Origin of the sequence: Streptomyces sp. N35, from assembly GCF_016464295.1 — a bacterium.
Lineage (GTDB): Bacteria > Actinomycetota > Actinomycetes > Streptomycetales > Streptomycetaceae > Streptomyces.
In genome coordinates this window covers 49,492-63,364 of sequence record NZ_JAEIMH010000024.1, presented here as the reverse complement: position 1 = coordinate 63,364, position 13,873 = coordinate 49,492, and the positions used below count along the sequence as shown (strand labels likewise).

Genomic DNA, 13,873 nt, shown 5'->3' with positions numbered 1-13,873 from the left:
GCCCAGCCCAGCGGAGGGGACCGGGGGCCCCGCCCCCCGCCCCCCCGCCGTCCCCGCGAGGCGCGGGGGGGGGCGCGCCAGCAGCCCCCTAGTCCAAGTCGATGTGGTCGCCCGTGGACGGCCCTTCGCCCTTGCGGTCCTTGGCGTCATGGTCGTCGGTCCAGCGGCGCTCATGGCCCTCTACGGCCGAACGGTACGCCGCGAGCAGCTCGGAGCCCGCGGCCGCGAGGTGGTCGAAGACGTCGGGATTGCGCTGGATGACGGGCTCGACGACCGACTTCGCCTGGTTGATCAGCTGGTTGACGGCGCCCTGCGCGGCCATCCCGGCGATCGGCGACTGCAGTCCGGACAACTTCTCGCTCACGGCGTCCACCAGACGGCGCAGTTCCTCGGCGGCGGATCCGGGCGGCGTGCCGTACTGGGCGCGGCGCCGGGCCTGCTCGGCGGCGAGGTCCTCGGCACAGGCCTGCTCCCATGCGTCGTCGTCGGCCGCTCGGGGCTGGTCGGCGGGGCGCTCGGTGTCACTCATGACGGGCTCCTGCGGCGGGTCGGACGGTGCGTGGCTGCGTACCTTCGACGGTACCCGAACGGCGGTACGGGGATCAGGGTGTGGCCGGTACGAGGCCCCTCAGGCACGGGGCCACAGACCCGGGTCGGGCGCGAAACGGATGCTGAGCCCGCCGTCCTTCAGACCCGCGCCGGCGACGGTACAGCGGCGCAGCGCGGACGGCAGGGGCACGATCCGGCGGAACTCCCCCGCGGTGATGACCAGTTCGTCCCCGCGCCGCACGAGATCGACCTCCTCGCGCACGGCTCCGGGCAGCGGTATCCGCCACTCCAGGATCCCGTCGTCCGCCAGGCGGTCGGTTATCGGCCAGGAAGCCGGCTGCGGTACGGGGCGGGGCGCCGGGACCGCGAGGGCCGCCAGGTCGTCGGTGCCGCGCGGGTCGTGGCCGAGGTGGGCGGTCTCGGCCACCGGCAGGCCGTCGGTGCGCCATTCGGCGAGGGCCTTGTCCTGCTGGGCGGCGAGCCCGGCCAGCCACGGGTCGGCGGAGTCCTTGGGCAGGACGCGGTTGGCGATCAGGGTCTCGACCGGCAGGCCGTACAGGGCGAGCCCCTTCACCGCGCTCCGCACGGCGTCGGCCCCGGCGGGACCGGGCTCGGCGACGAGCCGTATGGCGGTGTGCTCGCTCTCGATCACGGACTGCACCCCGGCGAGATGGACGTCCCACTGCGCGGCCGACTCGTACAGCCACCGCGCGGGCATGGGCACCCCCGCGAGCTGGGCCAGCATGGGCCGCAGGGCCCGGGCGGCCTGGCGTTCCGGAGGCAGCAGCCGGCGCACGTAGCGGCGCAGCTGTGCGGGCAGCGCGAGGGTGGCCAGGGCCTTCCCTGTGGGCGGCAGATCGACCACGACGAGGTCGTGTGCCTCGCTGCGATGGGCGTCGCGGAGCGCCGTGAGCAGCGCGAGTTCATCTGCCCCGGGGAGCGGTGTGAGCTCGTCGTCGTCGAGCCGCTGGGCGCCGAACATGTCGAGGGCGGCGCCGGCCCGGTCCTGGAGGGCGAGGAGTCCCGTACGGAAATGGGCGGCGGGATCGACCGTCCGCACGGTGACGCCGTCGACCGGCCCGGCCGGGGAGCCGATCAGAAGCGTGCGCAGCCCTTGCGCCGCGGCGGCCCGAGCGGTGGCGGCCGCGATGGTGGTACGGCCGCTGCCGCCGGGGCCGGTGACGAAGAGGGTGCGCATGACAGTGAACGGTACGTGAACGCCCGCGGCACCGACCCGCCCCGGCGGTGCCCTACTTGGGCTCCGACTCCACCCGCTTCTTCAGCCCCGCGAGCGCCCGGTCGATGATGACCTTCTCCGCCTTGCGCTTGATCATCCCGAGCATCGGGATCTTCACGTCGACGGTGAGCTTGTACGTGACCTCGGTGCCCTTGCCGGCGGGCGCGAGCAGATAGCTGCCGTCGAGCGCCCGCAGCATCTGGGACTTGACCAGCGTCCAGCTGACCTCGTTGTCACCGGTCCAGGTGTAGCCGAGGACCTGGTCGTCCTTGATCGCGCCGGCGTCCATGACGAGACGCACCTGCTCCGCACGCCCCGCGGCGTCCGTCGCGAGCACCTCCGCCTGCTTCACCTCGCCGGTCCAGTCGGGGTAGCGGGCGAAGTCGGCGATCACCGCCATGACCTCGGCGGGCGACGCCTCGATCGTGATGCTCGAGCTGGTGTGTTCCGCCATCGCCGTGGCTCCTCCAGTACGGGACGAAATGCAAGGGGCAGACGGGGTGGACCCGCCGCCGTGAAGGCTACCGCGCCGGCCCCGCACCAGGTCCCGCGCCTCAGCAGGCGAGACGGCGCCCGCTCACCACTCCAGCGCCCACGGCCGGCCCGACCCCGCGAAGTGCCCGACGTTGACGCACTCCGTGACCCCGATCCGCATCCGCCGCACCAGCGGCTGGTGCACATGCCCGAACAGGGCGTACCGGGGGCGGGTCCGCCGTATCGCCTCCAGGAGCGCGACGCTGCCGCGCTCGAAGCGCCGCGCCACGGTGTCGTACACGAGCTCCGGCACCTCCGGCGGGATGTGCGTGCACAGCACGTCCACCTCACCGACCGCCTCGATCTTCGCCGCGTACTCCTCGTCGCTGATCTCGTACGGCGTGCGCATCGGCGACTTGAGTCCACCGCCGACGAAGCCGAAGACGAGACCGCCGATCTCGGTCCGCTCGCCGTCGAGGACAGTGGTGCCCTGGCCCGCGTACTCCTTCCACAGGTCCGGGATGTCGACGTTGCCGTAGGTCGCGTACGTCGGGGTCGGGAAGGCCGCGAACAGCTCGGAGTACTGCTTGCGCACCGCACTTTCGATGGCGGCGTTGCGGTCGAGGCCCCGCCAGAGCGAGGCGCCGAAGGCCCGCGCCTCCTCGAAGCGGCGGGCCGTGCGCAGTTCGACGATGCGGGAGGCGTTCTCGGTGCCGAAGAGGTCGGGGAAGATGCCGCGCGAATGGTCGGCGTAGTCGAGGAAGAGCACCAGGTCACCGAGGCAGACCAGCGCGTCGGCGCCGTCGCCCGCGCGGGCGAGTGCCTCGGTGTTTCCGTGTACGTCGCTGACCACATGCACGCGCATGCCGATCACCCTAGAACTCCGGGGCCCGGACTGGTAGAGCGCACGGCTCCCCCACAGAACCCCCACCGGACCTGCGGTTACTTCCGAGTCGCCCGGAGGGTCGACTACTGTGCGAAGTGCAACGCCTTGTCGTGTGACGCAGCGAACATCTGGCCCGGACCCCCTATCGGAGAGTCCATACCGGTGGGTAACGTCCGGGCAGTCCAGTCGTGCTCCCGTGCCCCACGCACCCGAGCACCTGCCCGATCTTGGACCGCACCGTCGCAGCACACAACGTCGTGGCGCCGGCGCCCTATGAGGAGCAGCAGTCTTGCGCGAGTTCAGCCTTCCGGCCCTTTACGAGGTCCCTGCGGACGGCAATCTGACCGACATCGTCCACCGCAACGCCACGCAGCACCCGGATGTTGCGGTCATCGGACGCAAGGTGAACGGCACTTGGCAGGACGTCACCGCCAGAGACTTCCTCGCCGAGGTACGCGCCGCCGCCAAGGGCCTGATCGCCGCGGGCGTGCAGCCCGGCGACCGCGTCGGCCTGATGTCCCGTACGCGCTACGAGTGGACGCTGATCGACTTCGCGATCTGGAGCGCGGGCGCCGTCACGGTCCCGGTGTACGAGACCAGCTCGCCCGAGCAGATCCAGTGGATCCTCGGCGACTCGGGCGCGGTCGGCTGCGTCGTGGAGCTCGACGCCCACGCGGAGGCCGTCGCGTCGGTGCGCGACCGGCTGCCCGCCCTGGAGAACGTCTGGCAGATCGAGGGCGGCGGCCTTGATGAGCTGCGCGCGTCCGGCGCCTCGGTGAGCGACGGGACCGTCGACGAGCGTTCGGCCGTCGCGAAGGCCGACGACCCGGCGACGATCGTCTACACCTCGGGCACCACCGGCCGCCCCAAGGGCTGTGTGCTGACCCACCGCAGCTTCTTCGCGGAGTGCGGCAACGTGGTGGAGCGGCTGCGCCCCCTGTTCCGTACGGGCGAGTGCTCGGTGCTCCTGTTCCTGCCGCTCGCGCACGTCTTCGGGCGCCTGGTGCAGGTCGCGCCGATGATGGCGCCCATCAAGCTCGGCCATGTGCCTGACATCAAGAACCTCACCGATGAACTCGCCTCGTTCCGCCCGACATTGATCCTCGGTGTCCCGCGCGTCTTCGAGAAGGTCTACAACTCGGCGCGCGCCAAGGCGCAGGCGGACGGCAAGGGCAAGATCTTCGACAAGGCCGCGGACACGGCGATCGCGTACAGCCGCGCCCTGGACACCCCGTCGGGCCCGTCGTTCGGTCTGAAGCTCAAGTACAAGACTTTCGACAAGCTCGTCTACAGCAAGCTGCGCGCGGTGCTCGGCGGCCGCGGCGAGTACGCGATCTCCGGCGGCGCCCCGCTCGGCGAGCGGCTCGGGCACTTCTTCCGCGGCATCGGCTTCACGGTCCTCGAGGGCTACGGCCTTACGGAGTCCTGCGCGGCCACGGCCTTCAACCCCTGGGACCGCCAGAAGATCGGCACGGTCGGCCAGCCGCTGCCCGGTTCGGTGATCCGGATCGCCGACGACGGCGAAGTGCTGCTGCACGGCGAGCACTTGTTCGCGGGCTACTGGAACAACGAGGGTGCGACCGCCGAGGCGTTGGCCGACGGCTGGTTCCACACCGGTGACATCGGCACGCTCGACGAGGACGGCTATCTCGCGATCACCGGCCGCAAGAAGGAGATCATCGTCACGGCCGGCGGCAAGAACGTCGCGCCCGCGGTGATCGAGGACCGTATCCGTGCGCACGCGCTCGTCGCGGAGTGCATGGTGGTCGGCGACGGCCGCCCGTTCGTGGGCGCCCTGGTCACCCTCGACGAGGAGTTCCTGGGCCGCTGGGCCGCCGAGAACGGCAAGGCCTCGGCCTCCGTCGCGGTGCTGCGCGAGGACCCCGAGCTGCTCGCGACGATCCAGCGCGCGATCGACGACGGCAACGCGGCGGTCTCCAAGGCGGAGTCGGTCCGCAAGTTCCGCATCCTCGGCTCCCAGTTCACGGAGGAGTCGGGCCATCTGACGCCTTCGCTGAAGCTGAAGCGCAACGTGGTGGCGAAGGACTTCGCGGACGAGATCGAGGCCATCTACCGGGGCTAGCTTCAGCCCCGGCGGTGTTTGAGGCGATCCGAACGAAGTTCGGATGCGGGGGTCCGGGGGCGAAGCCCCAGGGTTCGGGAAGGGGCGGGGCGGGGAGAAAAACCCGCCGCAGGCGCCCCACCCGCACCCGGCCTACAACAGCTCCCGCAACCGCTCCGCCAGCAGATCCCAGCGCCACTTCTCCTCGACCCACTCACGCCCACGCGCACCCATCCGAGCCCGCAGCTCGGGGTCGAGCAGCAGCGCCGTGACGCGCTCCGCGGACTCCTCGGCGGAGCCGCCCCGCACCACCCAGCCGGTCTCGCCGTCGAGCACCGCATCCGGCGCACCGCCCGAGTCACCGGCCACGACGGGCAGTCCGGTGGCGGAGGCCTCCAGGTAGACGATGCCGAGACCCTCGACGTCGAGGCCCCCGCGCCGGGTGCGGCACGGCATCGCGAAGACGTCGCCCGCCCCGTAGTGCGCGGGCAGTTCGCTCCACGGCACGGCCCCCGTGAAGCGCACGGACTCGGCGACCCCGGTCTCGGCGGCCAGCTTGCGCAGATCCTTCTCGTACGGGCCGCCGCCCACGATCAGGAGCACCGCGTCCGGCACCTTCGCCAGGATCAGCGGCATGGCCTCGATCAGTGTGTCCTGCCCCTTGCGCGGTACGAGCCGCGAGACGCAGACGATCACCGGCCGCTCGCTGAGCCCGAGCCGGGCCCGTACCTCGGCGCCGCCCGAACCGGGGTGGAAGGTCTTCTCGTCGACGCCGGGCGGCAGTTGCACCATCCGCGCGGCGGCCTCGGGGGTGAGCGCCGCGGCGATCCGGGAGCGCGTGTACTCGCCGAGATACGTGATCGTGTCCGTCGACTCCCCGATCCTGCGCAGGAGTTGGCGGGACGCGGGCAGCTGGGCCCAGCCCGCCTCGTGCCCGTGCGTGGTGGCGACAAGGCGGGTCGCCCCCGCCTTGCGCAGCGCCGAGCCCATCAGGCCGAGCGGGGCGGCCGCGCCGAACCACACCGACGTACAGCCGTGTTCCCGCAGCAGCGAGACCGCGCGGCGTGTGACGCGCGGGGTCGGCAGCAGCATCGTGGTGCGGTCCCGTACGACCTTGAAGGGCTGTTCCGCGTCGAAGGCGGCGGTCGCCTCGGCACCCTCGTGGCCGCGCTTCCAGGTGGAGGCATAGACGACGAGCTGCTCGGGGTCCAGACGCAGCGCCATGTTGTGCAGGAAGGCCTGGATGCCGCCGGGGCGGGGCGGGAAGTCGTTCGTGACGATCAGGGTCTTGTGCATCGACGCCGACAGTAGCCGAAGGCGCCGACGGTCGCGCCTCACCCCATGGCCCGTTCCCCGGCGGCATCATGGCGGACCACACTCAGTACATTTACGGGCAAGGCACACATGACGTCCGCAAAGCGACTCGCGCCTCTGCGCACCCTCGCGCAACTCCCCCTGACCGTCCGGCTCCTGGCCGTCTGGCTGCCCACGCGTGCCCTGCTCCTGCTCTGGGTCTTCAAGATCTTCACGGCGCCAGGACCGGACGTCACCGGCGATGTCGAGGTCATCTACCAGAGCTGGTACGAGATCCTGCGCACCGGAACGTTCCCGCTGGACGACGTCACCTGGCAGTACCCGCCGGCTGCCGCGCTCCCCGTCCTGGCCCCCGCGCTGCTGCCGTTCCTCACGTACACCTCGGCGTTCTTCGTCCTGGCCTTCGTCACGGACGCGGTGGTGTTCGGGCTCCTGCGGTACGCGGCGGGCCGGCCCGGAAAGTCGGCCGCGGGTGCCTGGGTGTGGGTCGCCGGAGTGCCGCTGCTCGGGCCTACCTCGTACGCACGCTATGACCTGTTCGTCACCGCCGTCGCCGTCACCGCGCTGCTCGCGGGCGCCCGGCACGCCCGCACCCAGGGTGCCCTGGTCGCACTCGGTGCCCTGCTCAAGGTCTGGCCCGCGCTGCTCCTGATCGGCACCCCCTGCGCCCGCGCCACCCGCCGCGCCTGGACCACCGCGGTCGCCACGGCGCTCGCCCTGACACTGGCGTTCACCGTGACGATGCCGGGAGCGCTCGCCTTCCTGGGTTTCCAGCGCGACCGCGGCACGGAGGTCGAGTCGCTGGGCGCCCTGCCCTTCCACGTGGCCCGCCACTTCGGCTGGCCGGGCCGTATGCAGCTCAACTACGGCTCGGTGGAGTTCCTCGGCCCGTACGTACCCCTCGTCACGACCGCGGCCCAGGCGCTCACGGCGGCGGCCTTCGCCTGGCTGCTGCTGTGGCGGCTGCGCGCCCGCGCCTGGGCGCCGTCGACACCGGCGGACGCGGCCTTCACCGCGGTGCTCCTGTTCACGGCCACGAGCCGGGTGATCAGCCCGCAGTATCTGCTCTGGCTGGTCGGCCTGGCCGCGGTCTGCCTGATCTTCCGTACGAGCCGTATGCGCGGTCCTGCGCTGCTCACTCTGGCGGCGACGGGGGTCTCGTTCCTTGAGTTCCCCATCTGGTTCTCGCACGTCGCGGCCAGCGACCCCTGGGGCATCACCCTCCTGACCGTACGCAACGGCCTGCTCGTAGCGGCTACCCTGCTCGCCGCCCGCCGGCTGTGGCGGCAGACGGTCGCCGAACCGCGCGAGCGCGACGCACGGCCCGCTCAGGCGGCGCGCGAGAAGACCGGCGCGGGCATCTGACGCAGCCGCCGGACCAGCAGCCCGAGCGCCGCACACTGCACGGCCGCGGCGAGTCCCATGGCGAGGGCCACTCCGGCGAGCCCGAGCCCGGACAAGGCGTAGGCGAGCGGCAGTTGGACCAAAGCCCCGAGCGCGGTGATCCGCAGCAGCCGGGCGCTGTGCCCACTGCCCTCGAGAACGCCGCCGAGCGCGATGAAGCAGGCGAGCAGGATCAGATACGGGCCGAGGCAGCGCAGGAACACCGCACCCTGCCCGGCCACTTCGGGCCCGGCCCCGAACGCGGCGAGCACCGCAGGGGCGCCCGCGAGCAGCAGCCCGGCCGCGAGGGTGCCCAGCGTCGCGGCCACCAGCAGCGTCTGCCGCCCCACGGCCCTGTGCCCCTCGTGCCCCTGGTGCCCTTGCTGCCCTTGCTGCCCTTCGCCGAGCAGGTGGGCGGTGTGGATCGAGGCCGCCTGCCGTACGGCATAGAACGCCATGGTGGCCACGTACATCGCCTTCGTGGCGATCCCGTACGCCGCCACGGAAGCCACGCCGAGCCGCCCGACGACCCCGACCAGGGCGAGCGTCGCCGCCATCCGCAGCAGGAAGTCCGCGCCCATCGGCAGCCCGGTCCGCAGGGTGCGCAGGGCCGCACGGGCCACCGCCACCCTGGGGCCCGCCGTCCGGTGCCGGCGCAGCACGAGCAGCCCGCAGCCGAGCGCGACCGCGCGGCCGAGCGCCATGGCGAGGGCGGCGCCCTGGAGGCCGTACGCCTCGATGAGCAGCGGATCGAGGACCAGGATCAGACCATTGGCGAGCAGCGCCAGGCGCATCGGGGTACGGGTGTCGCCGCCGCCCTTGAGGACCGCGTCCAGCTGGAACTGCGCGAAGAGCAGCGCCGAGCCGGGCAGCGAGATCGCGAAGTACGCCGCGGCGAGCGCGACTTCAGGGCCTGGGGAGCCGCCCAGGACCAGCGCGGCGATCGGCTCGCGCAGCAGGTACCCGCCGACCGCGACGGCCGGTGCGATGACCGCGCACACCGCCCAGCCGCCCGCCACCGCACCGCGTCGCGCGGCCGCGTCGCCCGTCCCGCGGGCATGCGCCACGAGCACCGTCGTACCGGAGCCGCCGATCAGCGCGAGGCCGAGCAGCAGATTCTCGACGTTGGTCGCGACGGCCACGGCGGCGACGGCCAGGCCGCCGAGCCGCGCGACCCAGATCATCGTGACGATCCCTGCGGCGACCGAGGCGAGCAGCTCGAAGTAGACGGGATACGCGAGTGCCACAAGCCGTCGCCTGTGGACCGGTCCGTCCGCGGTGTGCCCGATCCCCGACGTGGTGCGCCCCATCCCAGCCCCCTCGATTCGCTATACCTCGATTCGAGGTACCTCGACGAGAGATACCATGGCGCCTGAGCGAACGGCAAGCACGAGCATGAGCGTGAGCGGGAGACAGAGTGCTGGAACTGACGATCCTGGGCTTCCTCGGCGAACGGCCGCTGCACGGCTACGAGTTGAAGGCCCGCATCCAGGGCCTGAGCGGCCACGTCCGCCCGGTCAGCGACGGCGCGCTCTACCCCGCCCTCACCCGCCTGGTGAAGGCCGGCAAGCTCGACCAGCGCACGGTGCCCGGCACGGGCGCCGTCCCGCGCCGCATCCTCTCCCTCACCGCCGAGGGCCGTGCGGCGCTCCACGAACAGCTGCGTTCACCCAAGGACGCGGACATCACGGACGGCCAGCGCTTCTTCACGCTGCTCGCCTTCCTCGGCCAGCTGCCGGACCGCGCCGAGCAGGCGGCGGTGCTGCGGCGGCGCCAGGAGTTCCTGTCCGCGCCGGCGAGTTTCTTCTACGCGGACGGGGCGCCGGTCAAGGCGGAGGCCGAGCCCGACCTGTTCCGCCGCGGCATGCTGCGGATCGCCAGGGCCACGGGCACCGCGGAGAAGAAGTGGCTGACGGAGGCGATCGCGGAGCTGGAGTCCTGACGCCCCGGTCTCACCCCTTGTGACAGCCGCAGCCCTCGGCCGCGGCGTGCGCGAGCGCCTCGGTGAACTCGCTCTGCGAGAAGACCGCGAGCACCGTGGCGTCCTGCTCCCCGTCGTTGACCAGGGTGATCTCCTTGCCCGCGGGGAGCATCGCGAACGTGCCCGGCTCCACGGTCTTGGCGCCGCACTTGCAGGACGCCTCGACGACGCCCGCTATGCCGGTGAGCAGCAGTTCGGACGCACCGTGGGAGTGCGCCGGGATGGTGCCACCCGCGGGTACCTGGATCCGTACGGCGGCGAGCTCACGGAAGGGGCCGCCCTTCGGGTCCAGGCGCAGGGCGGGGCTCTGGGCGCTCCGGTCGAGCGCGGTGTCGATGGTCATGCCGAACATGGGGGTCTCCTTGCGTAGGGGAAATGAGTGGATCCGCGTAGGGGAACGAGTGGATCCGTTACTGGGGCCGGGGCAGGCTCAGGCGACGGCCTGCAGATGACGTCCGGACTCGGACAGCGGGACACGACGCGAACGCGGCAGGCTCTCGACGCGGTCACCACGGCTCAGTACGGCGAGCAGCGTCGCGGGCCGGCCCGTGCGGTTGGCGAGGGTGAACAGCTCCCCGCGCGGGACCATCACACAGGCGCCCGGCCGCAGGGCGACCTCACCGCGCCCGGGATCCCCGACGCGCACCTCGCCTTCGACCCCGGTGAGCAGCACCTCCGACTCCTCGTAGGCGTGCGCCTCCATGCCCGTACCGGCGAGCAACTGGATCCGGGCGGCGGCGAGTTCCGTGAAGGGAGCGCCCTGCGGGTCGATCCGGGTGACAGGCATGTCACCGCGTACGTACTGGGTGTCGATACGGATCGGGAACACGGGGTCCTCCTGGGGATGCAGTACGAGGCGGGTGCGATACGGGGATGCGATACAGGGACGCGGCGGGTGTTTCACCTGGCGACGAGGTCGGCCCGGCACAGATCCGGCGCGAGGAAGGGGTGCAACTCGGCCCGGGTTCCGTCCCCTTCGAGCAGGCCGTCGAGCAGCCCCTGATGCAGGGCGCAGACGACCTCGGGCGTCTTGCGGGCCAGCTCGCGGTACGGGCACCCGTGCAGCAGGATCCGGTCCGTACCGGCAGGCGCCGGCACCGTTTCCGGATCGAAGCCGAGGCGCGGGGCGGGCGCGTCCACGCGCCGGCCCGCCGGCGCGGGAGGGGCGGCCCGGGCGAGGCGGCCGCCCCAGGTCCGGCCCGCGTCACGCGCCGAGGGCGCGTCGGCCGCGAGGGCGTCGACGAGGGCGCCCGCCAGATCACGGTAGGCACGGTCCTCGTCGCCGCCCCCGGGGACGGCGGGCACGGCCGCGTACAGCAGCTTCGGCCGGCCGCGTCCCGTACCCGCGGACCTCTCGGCCCGTACGAGTCCGGCCTCGGCCAGTGCGGCCAGATGGTGCCGCACCGTGGCCGCCGACAGACCGGTGGCGGCGGTGAGCTCGTCCATCGCGAGCAGGCCGTCCGCCTCCCGCAGCAGGGACATCAGACGCCGTCGCGAAGGAACGGCGAGGGCGCGATGCACGCTCTCGGTCGCCTCACCATCGGTCATTTCGGTCATGACACGAATATAAACGACCAGCATCACCTAAAAGCGAGGGGCAAAAGTCCTCACCATTGGTCCCGACCCCGACTGCCCCCGCCGGATCCCGAGTCACCCCACTGAGTCCCAAGTCGCCCGCTGAGTCCCGACTCACCCCGCTGGATCCCGACTCACCCCGCCCCGGCTCAACCACCCCTGACCGGCGCCCGCCGGCCTCAGGCCAGCTCCTGCCGCACGTACTCCCGCCACTCCCGCGTGAGCGTCTCCAGGTCCGTGCCGAGCACCTCGTCCAGCGCGTCCTCCACCGCCCCGTCCCGCCGCTCGTGCCCGCCGACCGCCTTGTAGAAGGCGAGCAGCTTCTGCTGACCCCAGCGCTCGGCGATCATCTTGCAGGCCAGCCAGCCGCCCTCGTACGCCTGGGCGAGCCGGGACGCATGGCCCGCGAAGGCGAACTCGTCGTCGGTGGGGAGCGCGACGGGCAGCTCGGAGCGGTCGAGGGCACGGTCCAGTTCCGGCGCCGCCTGCTGCGCCGTACGGCCGGAGCCGCGGTAGCCGAGCCAGTCCGCGAAACCCTCCGAGAGCCACAGCGGGGTCGCCGGGGTGGTGTCGGTGCGGGTCGCCACATGGGTGGTCTCGTGCGTGAGCACGACCTGCTGGCCGAAGTCGCCCAGCACGTCGAACGCTTCGGGGTTGAGGATGATCCGGTCCGCGGGCGCCGCGTCGGAGCCGCCCGCCTCGCCGGTGGTCACGGCGGCGATCCCCTGATAGCCGGAGGAGGGTGCGCCTAGCAGCTTGCCCATGGCATCGAGCGACCGCGGTACGAGGACGACGACCCGGCCCGACCAGCCCTTGCCCCACACCTCTTGGACCGCCGGGACGGCCCGGTCGGCGAGATCCGCGTAGCCGCGCAGCTTCTCGGTGCTGCGGCCGACGCCGAGGACGAGGCTGTGCTGCCCCTGCACGGCCCTGACCTCGCCCTGTTCCCAGAGCTGCTCCGCGCCCTTGCCCTGCGGCCGGTCGGAGGCCACGAGCCAAGCACCGTCGTCGCTGCGCAGCCGCAGGGTGCGGTCCGCGGTGATCGGAGCGGCGTCGTAGCCGGTGATCCGGTACCGCAGCCGCACCGTCGCGGTGGCTTCGTCGCCGGCCGGCTCCAAGTGGGTCAGCTCGTACTTCCAGGTGCTGAGCGGCACTTGGGCCAGATCGTCCAGCTCGTCGGCGTCCCCGTCGGCCTCGGTCGCCCGGAAGCCGGCGGCATCACCGGCGAGCACGGCCTCGGCTCTGCGCTCCAGCAACTCCTCGACCGCACGGCTGTCGGCAGGCTCACCGGGCGCCCCGGCACCACCCGGACAGCCCCGCCCCCACGCCAAGCCCCACGAGACCGGCTCTCACACGCCCTCGACCAGCCCCGTTCCCGATCGTACGGGGGGCCGGGCCCCGTGGGGCGCCGCTGCGAGGCGCCCCACACCCGGGAAGCGAGCCGTCAGACCCGCGTCACCGAGGAGATCGGCATCATGCCGACGGGGTCGTAGCGCACCGGTGCACCGGGGTACGGCGCGTGCACCACCTGCCCGTTCCCCATGTACATCCCGATGTGGCTGGCGTCATCGCGATACGCCACCAAGTCACCCGGCTGAGCCTCCGCGAGCGACACCTGCCGCCCCGCGTACCGCTGCGCCTGCGACGTACGCGGCAGTCCCACGCCCGCCTGCGAGTACGCCCACTGCGTCAGACCCGAGCAGTCGAACCCGTACGGCCCGCTGGCGCCCCACACGTACGGCCGCCCGACCGCCTGCCGTACCGCCGCGATCGCGGACGCGGCCCGCGCGGAGGCCGGGGCGCCGCCCACCGCGGGCATCTCGGCCCGGCCCGAGCGCGACGCCCGGTCGTACGCGGCCCGTTCGGCGCCCGGCAGGGAGTTGAGGAGCCGGCGCGCCTCGGCGAGCTTCTTCTCCACGACCCGCTTCTGCCGGGCCACCGTCTTACGGGACTTCTCCAGTTCGGCCAGCTTGCGCTGCGCCTCGTCCCGCTCCTGCGCCAGCTTGCGCTGCGCCTCCTGGAGGTCGGTGAGACCTTCGGCGTGCCGTGCGCTGATCCGGTCGAGCGTGGCGGCCTTGTCCAGATACGTGTCCGGGTTCTCGGACAGCATCAGGGCGAGGGTCGGGTCGACCCCGCCGGAGCGGTACTGGGCGCCGGCGAGTGAACCGAGCGCGCCCCGCATGGTGTTGATGCGCTCCTGGCCGCGCGCGACCCGGTCCTTGGACCGGTCGATCTGCTCGCGCAGCTTCCCGGCCCGCTCATCCGCCTTGTTGTACGCCTCCGTGGCCCGCTCGGCCTCCGCGTAGAGGCGGTCGACCTTGGCCCGGGTGGCGCCCGCGGGCTCCCCCGGGTCGGGGCCGGCCGGGGCGGGCCGGGGGGGGGGGGGGGGGGGGGGGGCGGGCGCCGGGGCGC

General features: G+C 72.5%; 14 protein-coding genes. 3 read left to right on the top strand and 11 right to left on the bottom strand.

Annotated elements, in window-relative coordinates:
* Positions 1-88 precede the first annotated feature (88 nt).
* From JAO81_RS15610 to JAO81_RS15595, 4 genes are all read right to left on the bottom strand, one after another.
* Positions 89-529 carry a DUF5304 domain-containing protein gene (locus tag JAO81_RS15610; protein WP_199548454.1) on the bottom strand — a complete coding sequence of 147 codons (441 nt, stop codon included), beginning with the start codon at positions 527-529 and terminating at the stop codon, positions 89-91.
* 99 nt (positions 530-628) lie between these two features.
* Positions 629-1,747, bottom strand: a complete 1,119-nt coding sequence (locus JAO81_RS15605) for an ArsA family ATPase (RefSeq protein WP_199548453.1) — start codon at positions 1,745-1,747, stop codon at positions 629-631.
* Between the two features lie 52 nt (positions 1,748-1,799).
* Positions 1,800-2,240, bottom strand: coding sequence for an SRPBCC family protein (locus JAO81_RS15600; RefSeq protein ID WP_199548452.1), 441 nt, complete (start codon positions 2,238-2,240; stop codon positions 1,800-1,802).
* A 123-nt stretch (positions 2,241-2,363) separates the two neighbouring features.
* Positions 2,364-3,125, bottom strand: coding sequence for a metallophosphoesterase (locus JAO81_RS15595; RefSeq protein WP_199548451.1), 762 nt, complete (start codon positions 3,123-3,125; stop codon positions 2,364-2,366).
* Between the two features lie 310 nt (positions 3,126-3,435).
* On the opposite strand from JAO81_RS15595, the gene JAO81_RS15590 reads away from it, so the two are divergent.
* Positions 3,436-5,229, top strand: a complete 1,794-nt coding sequence (locus JAO81_RS15590) for a long-chain fatty acid--CoA ligase (protein WP_199548450.1) — start codon at positions 3,436-3,438, stop codon at positions 5,227-5,229.
* Positions 5,230-5,361: 132 nt separating this feature from the next.
* Here the strand turns inward: JAO81_RS15590 and JAO81_RS15585 are convergent, their stop codons facing one another.
* Positions 5,362-6,504 carry a glycosyltransferase family 4 protein gene (locus JAO81_RS15585; RefSeq protein ID WP_199548449.1) on the bottom strand — a complete coding sequence of 381 codons (1,143 nt, stop codon included), beginning with the start codon at positions 6,502-6,504 and terminating at the stop codon, positions 5,362-5,364.
* A 108-nt stretch (positions 6,505-6,612) separates the two neighbouring features.
* On the opposite strand from JAO81_RS15585, the gene JAO81_RS15580 reads away from it, so the two are divergent.
* Positions 6,613-7,887, top strand: coding sequence for a glycosyltransferase family 87 protein (locus JAO81_RS15580; protein WP_199548448.1), 1,275 nt, complete (start codon positions 6,613-6,615; stop codon positions 7,885-7,887).
* On the opposite strand, the gene JAO81_RS15575 is transcribed toward JAO81_RS15580, so the two are convergent.
* Positions 7,851-9,215 carry an MATE family efflux transporter gene (locus JAO81_RS15575; protein ID WP_199548447.1) on the bottom strand — a complete coding sequence of 455 codons (1,365 nt, stop codon included), beginning with the start codon at positions 9,213-9,215 and terminating at the stop codon, positions 7,851-7,853. The two genes, JAO81_RS15580 and JAO81_RS15575, sit on opposite strands and share 37 nt — an antisense overlap.
* Before the next feature lie 107 nt (positions 9,216-9,322).
* Between JAO81_RS15575 and JAO81_RS15570 the strand changes: the two genes are divergently transcribed.
* Positions 9,323-9,847, top strand: a complete 525-nt coding sequence (locus JAO81_RS15570; protein WP_199548446.1) for a PadR family transcriptional regulator — start codon at positions 9,323-9,325, stop codon at positions 9,845-9,847.
* A 10-nt stretch (positions 9,848-9,857) separates the two neighbouring features.
* On the opposite strand, the gene JAO81_RS15565 is transcribed toward JAO81_RS15570, so the two are convergent.
* The 5 genes from JAO81_RS15565 to JAO81_RS15545 form a co-directional block, all read right to left on the bottom strand.
* The gene (locus tag JAO81_RS15565) at positions 9,858-10,238 is read right to left on the bottom strand and encodes a cupin domain-containing protein (RefSeq protein ID WP_199548445.1); all 381 of its coding nucleotides are present in this window, start codon (positions 10,236-10,238) and stop codon (positions 9,858-9,860) included.
* Between the two features lie 78 nt (positions 10,239-10,316).
* Positions 10,317-10,715 carry a cupin domain-containing protein gene (locus tag JAO81_RS15560; protein WP_199548444.1) on the bottom strand — a complete coding sequence of 133 codons (399 nt, stop codon included), beginning with the start codon at positions 10,713-10,715 and terminating at the stop codon, positions 10,317-10,319.
* Between the two features lie 71 nt (positions 10,716-10,786).
* Positions 10,787-11,443 (bottom strand): metalloregulator ArsR/SmtB family transcription factor, encoded by a 657-nt coding sequence (locus JAO81_RS15555; RefSeq protein WP_199548443.1) that lies wholly within the window; start codon positions 11,441-11,443, stop codon positions 10,787-10,789.
* Positions 11,444-11,640: 197 nt separating this feature from the next.
* A complete protein-coding gene (locus JAO81_RS15550; protein ID WP_307813400.1) occupies positions 11,641-12,717 on the bottom strand; it encodes a hypothetical protein in 1,077 nt (358 codons plus the stop codon).
* Positions 12,718-12,905: 188 nt separating this feature from the next.
* On the bottom strand, positions 12,906-13,873 hold a 968-nt coding region (locus JAO81_RS15545; protein ID WP_233415407.1), incomplete at its 5' end, for a C40 family peptidase.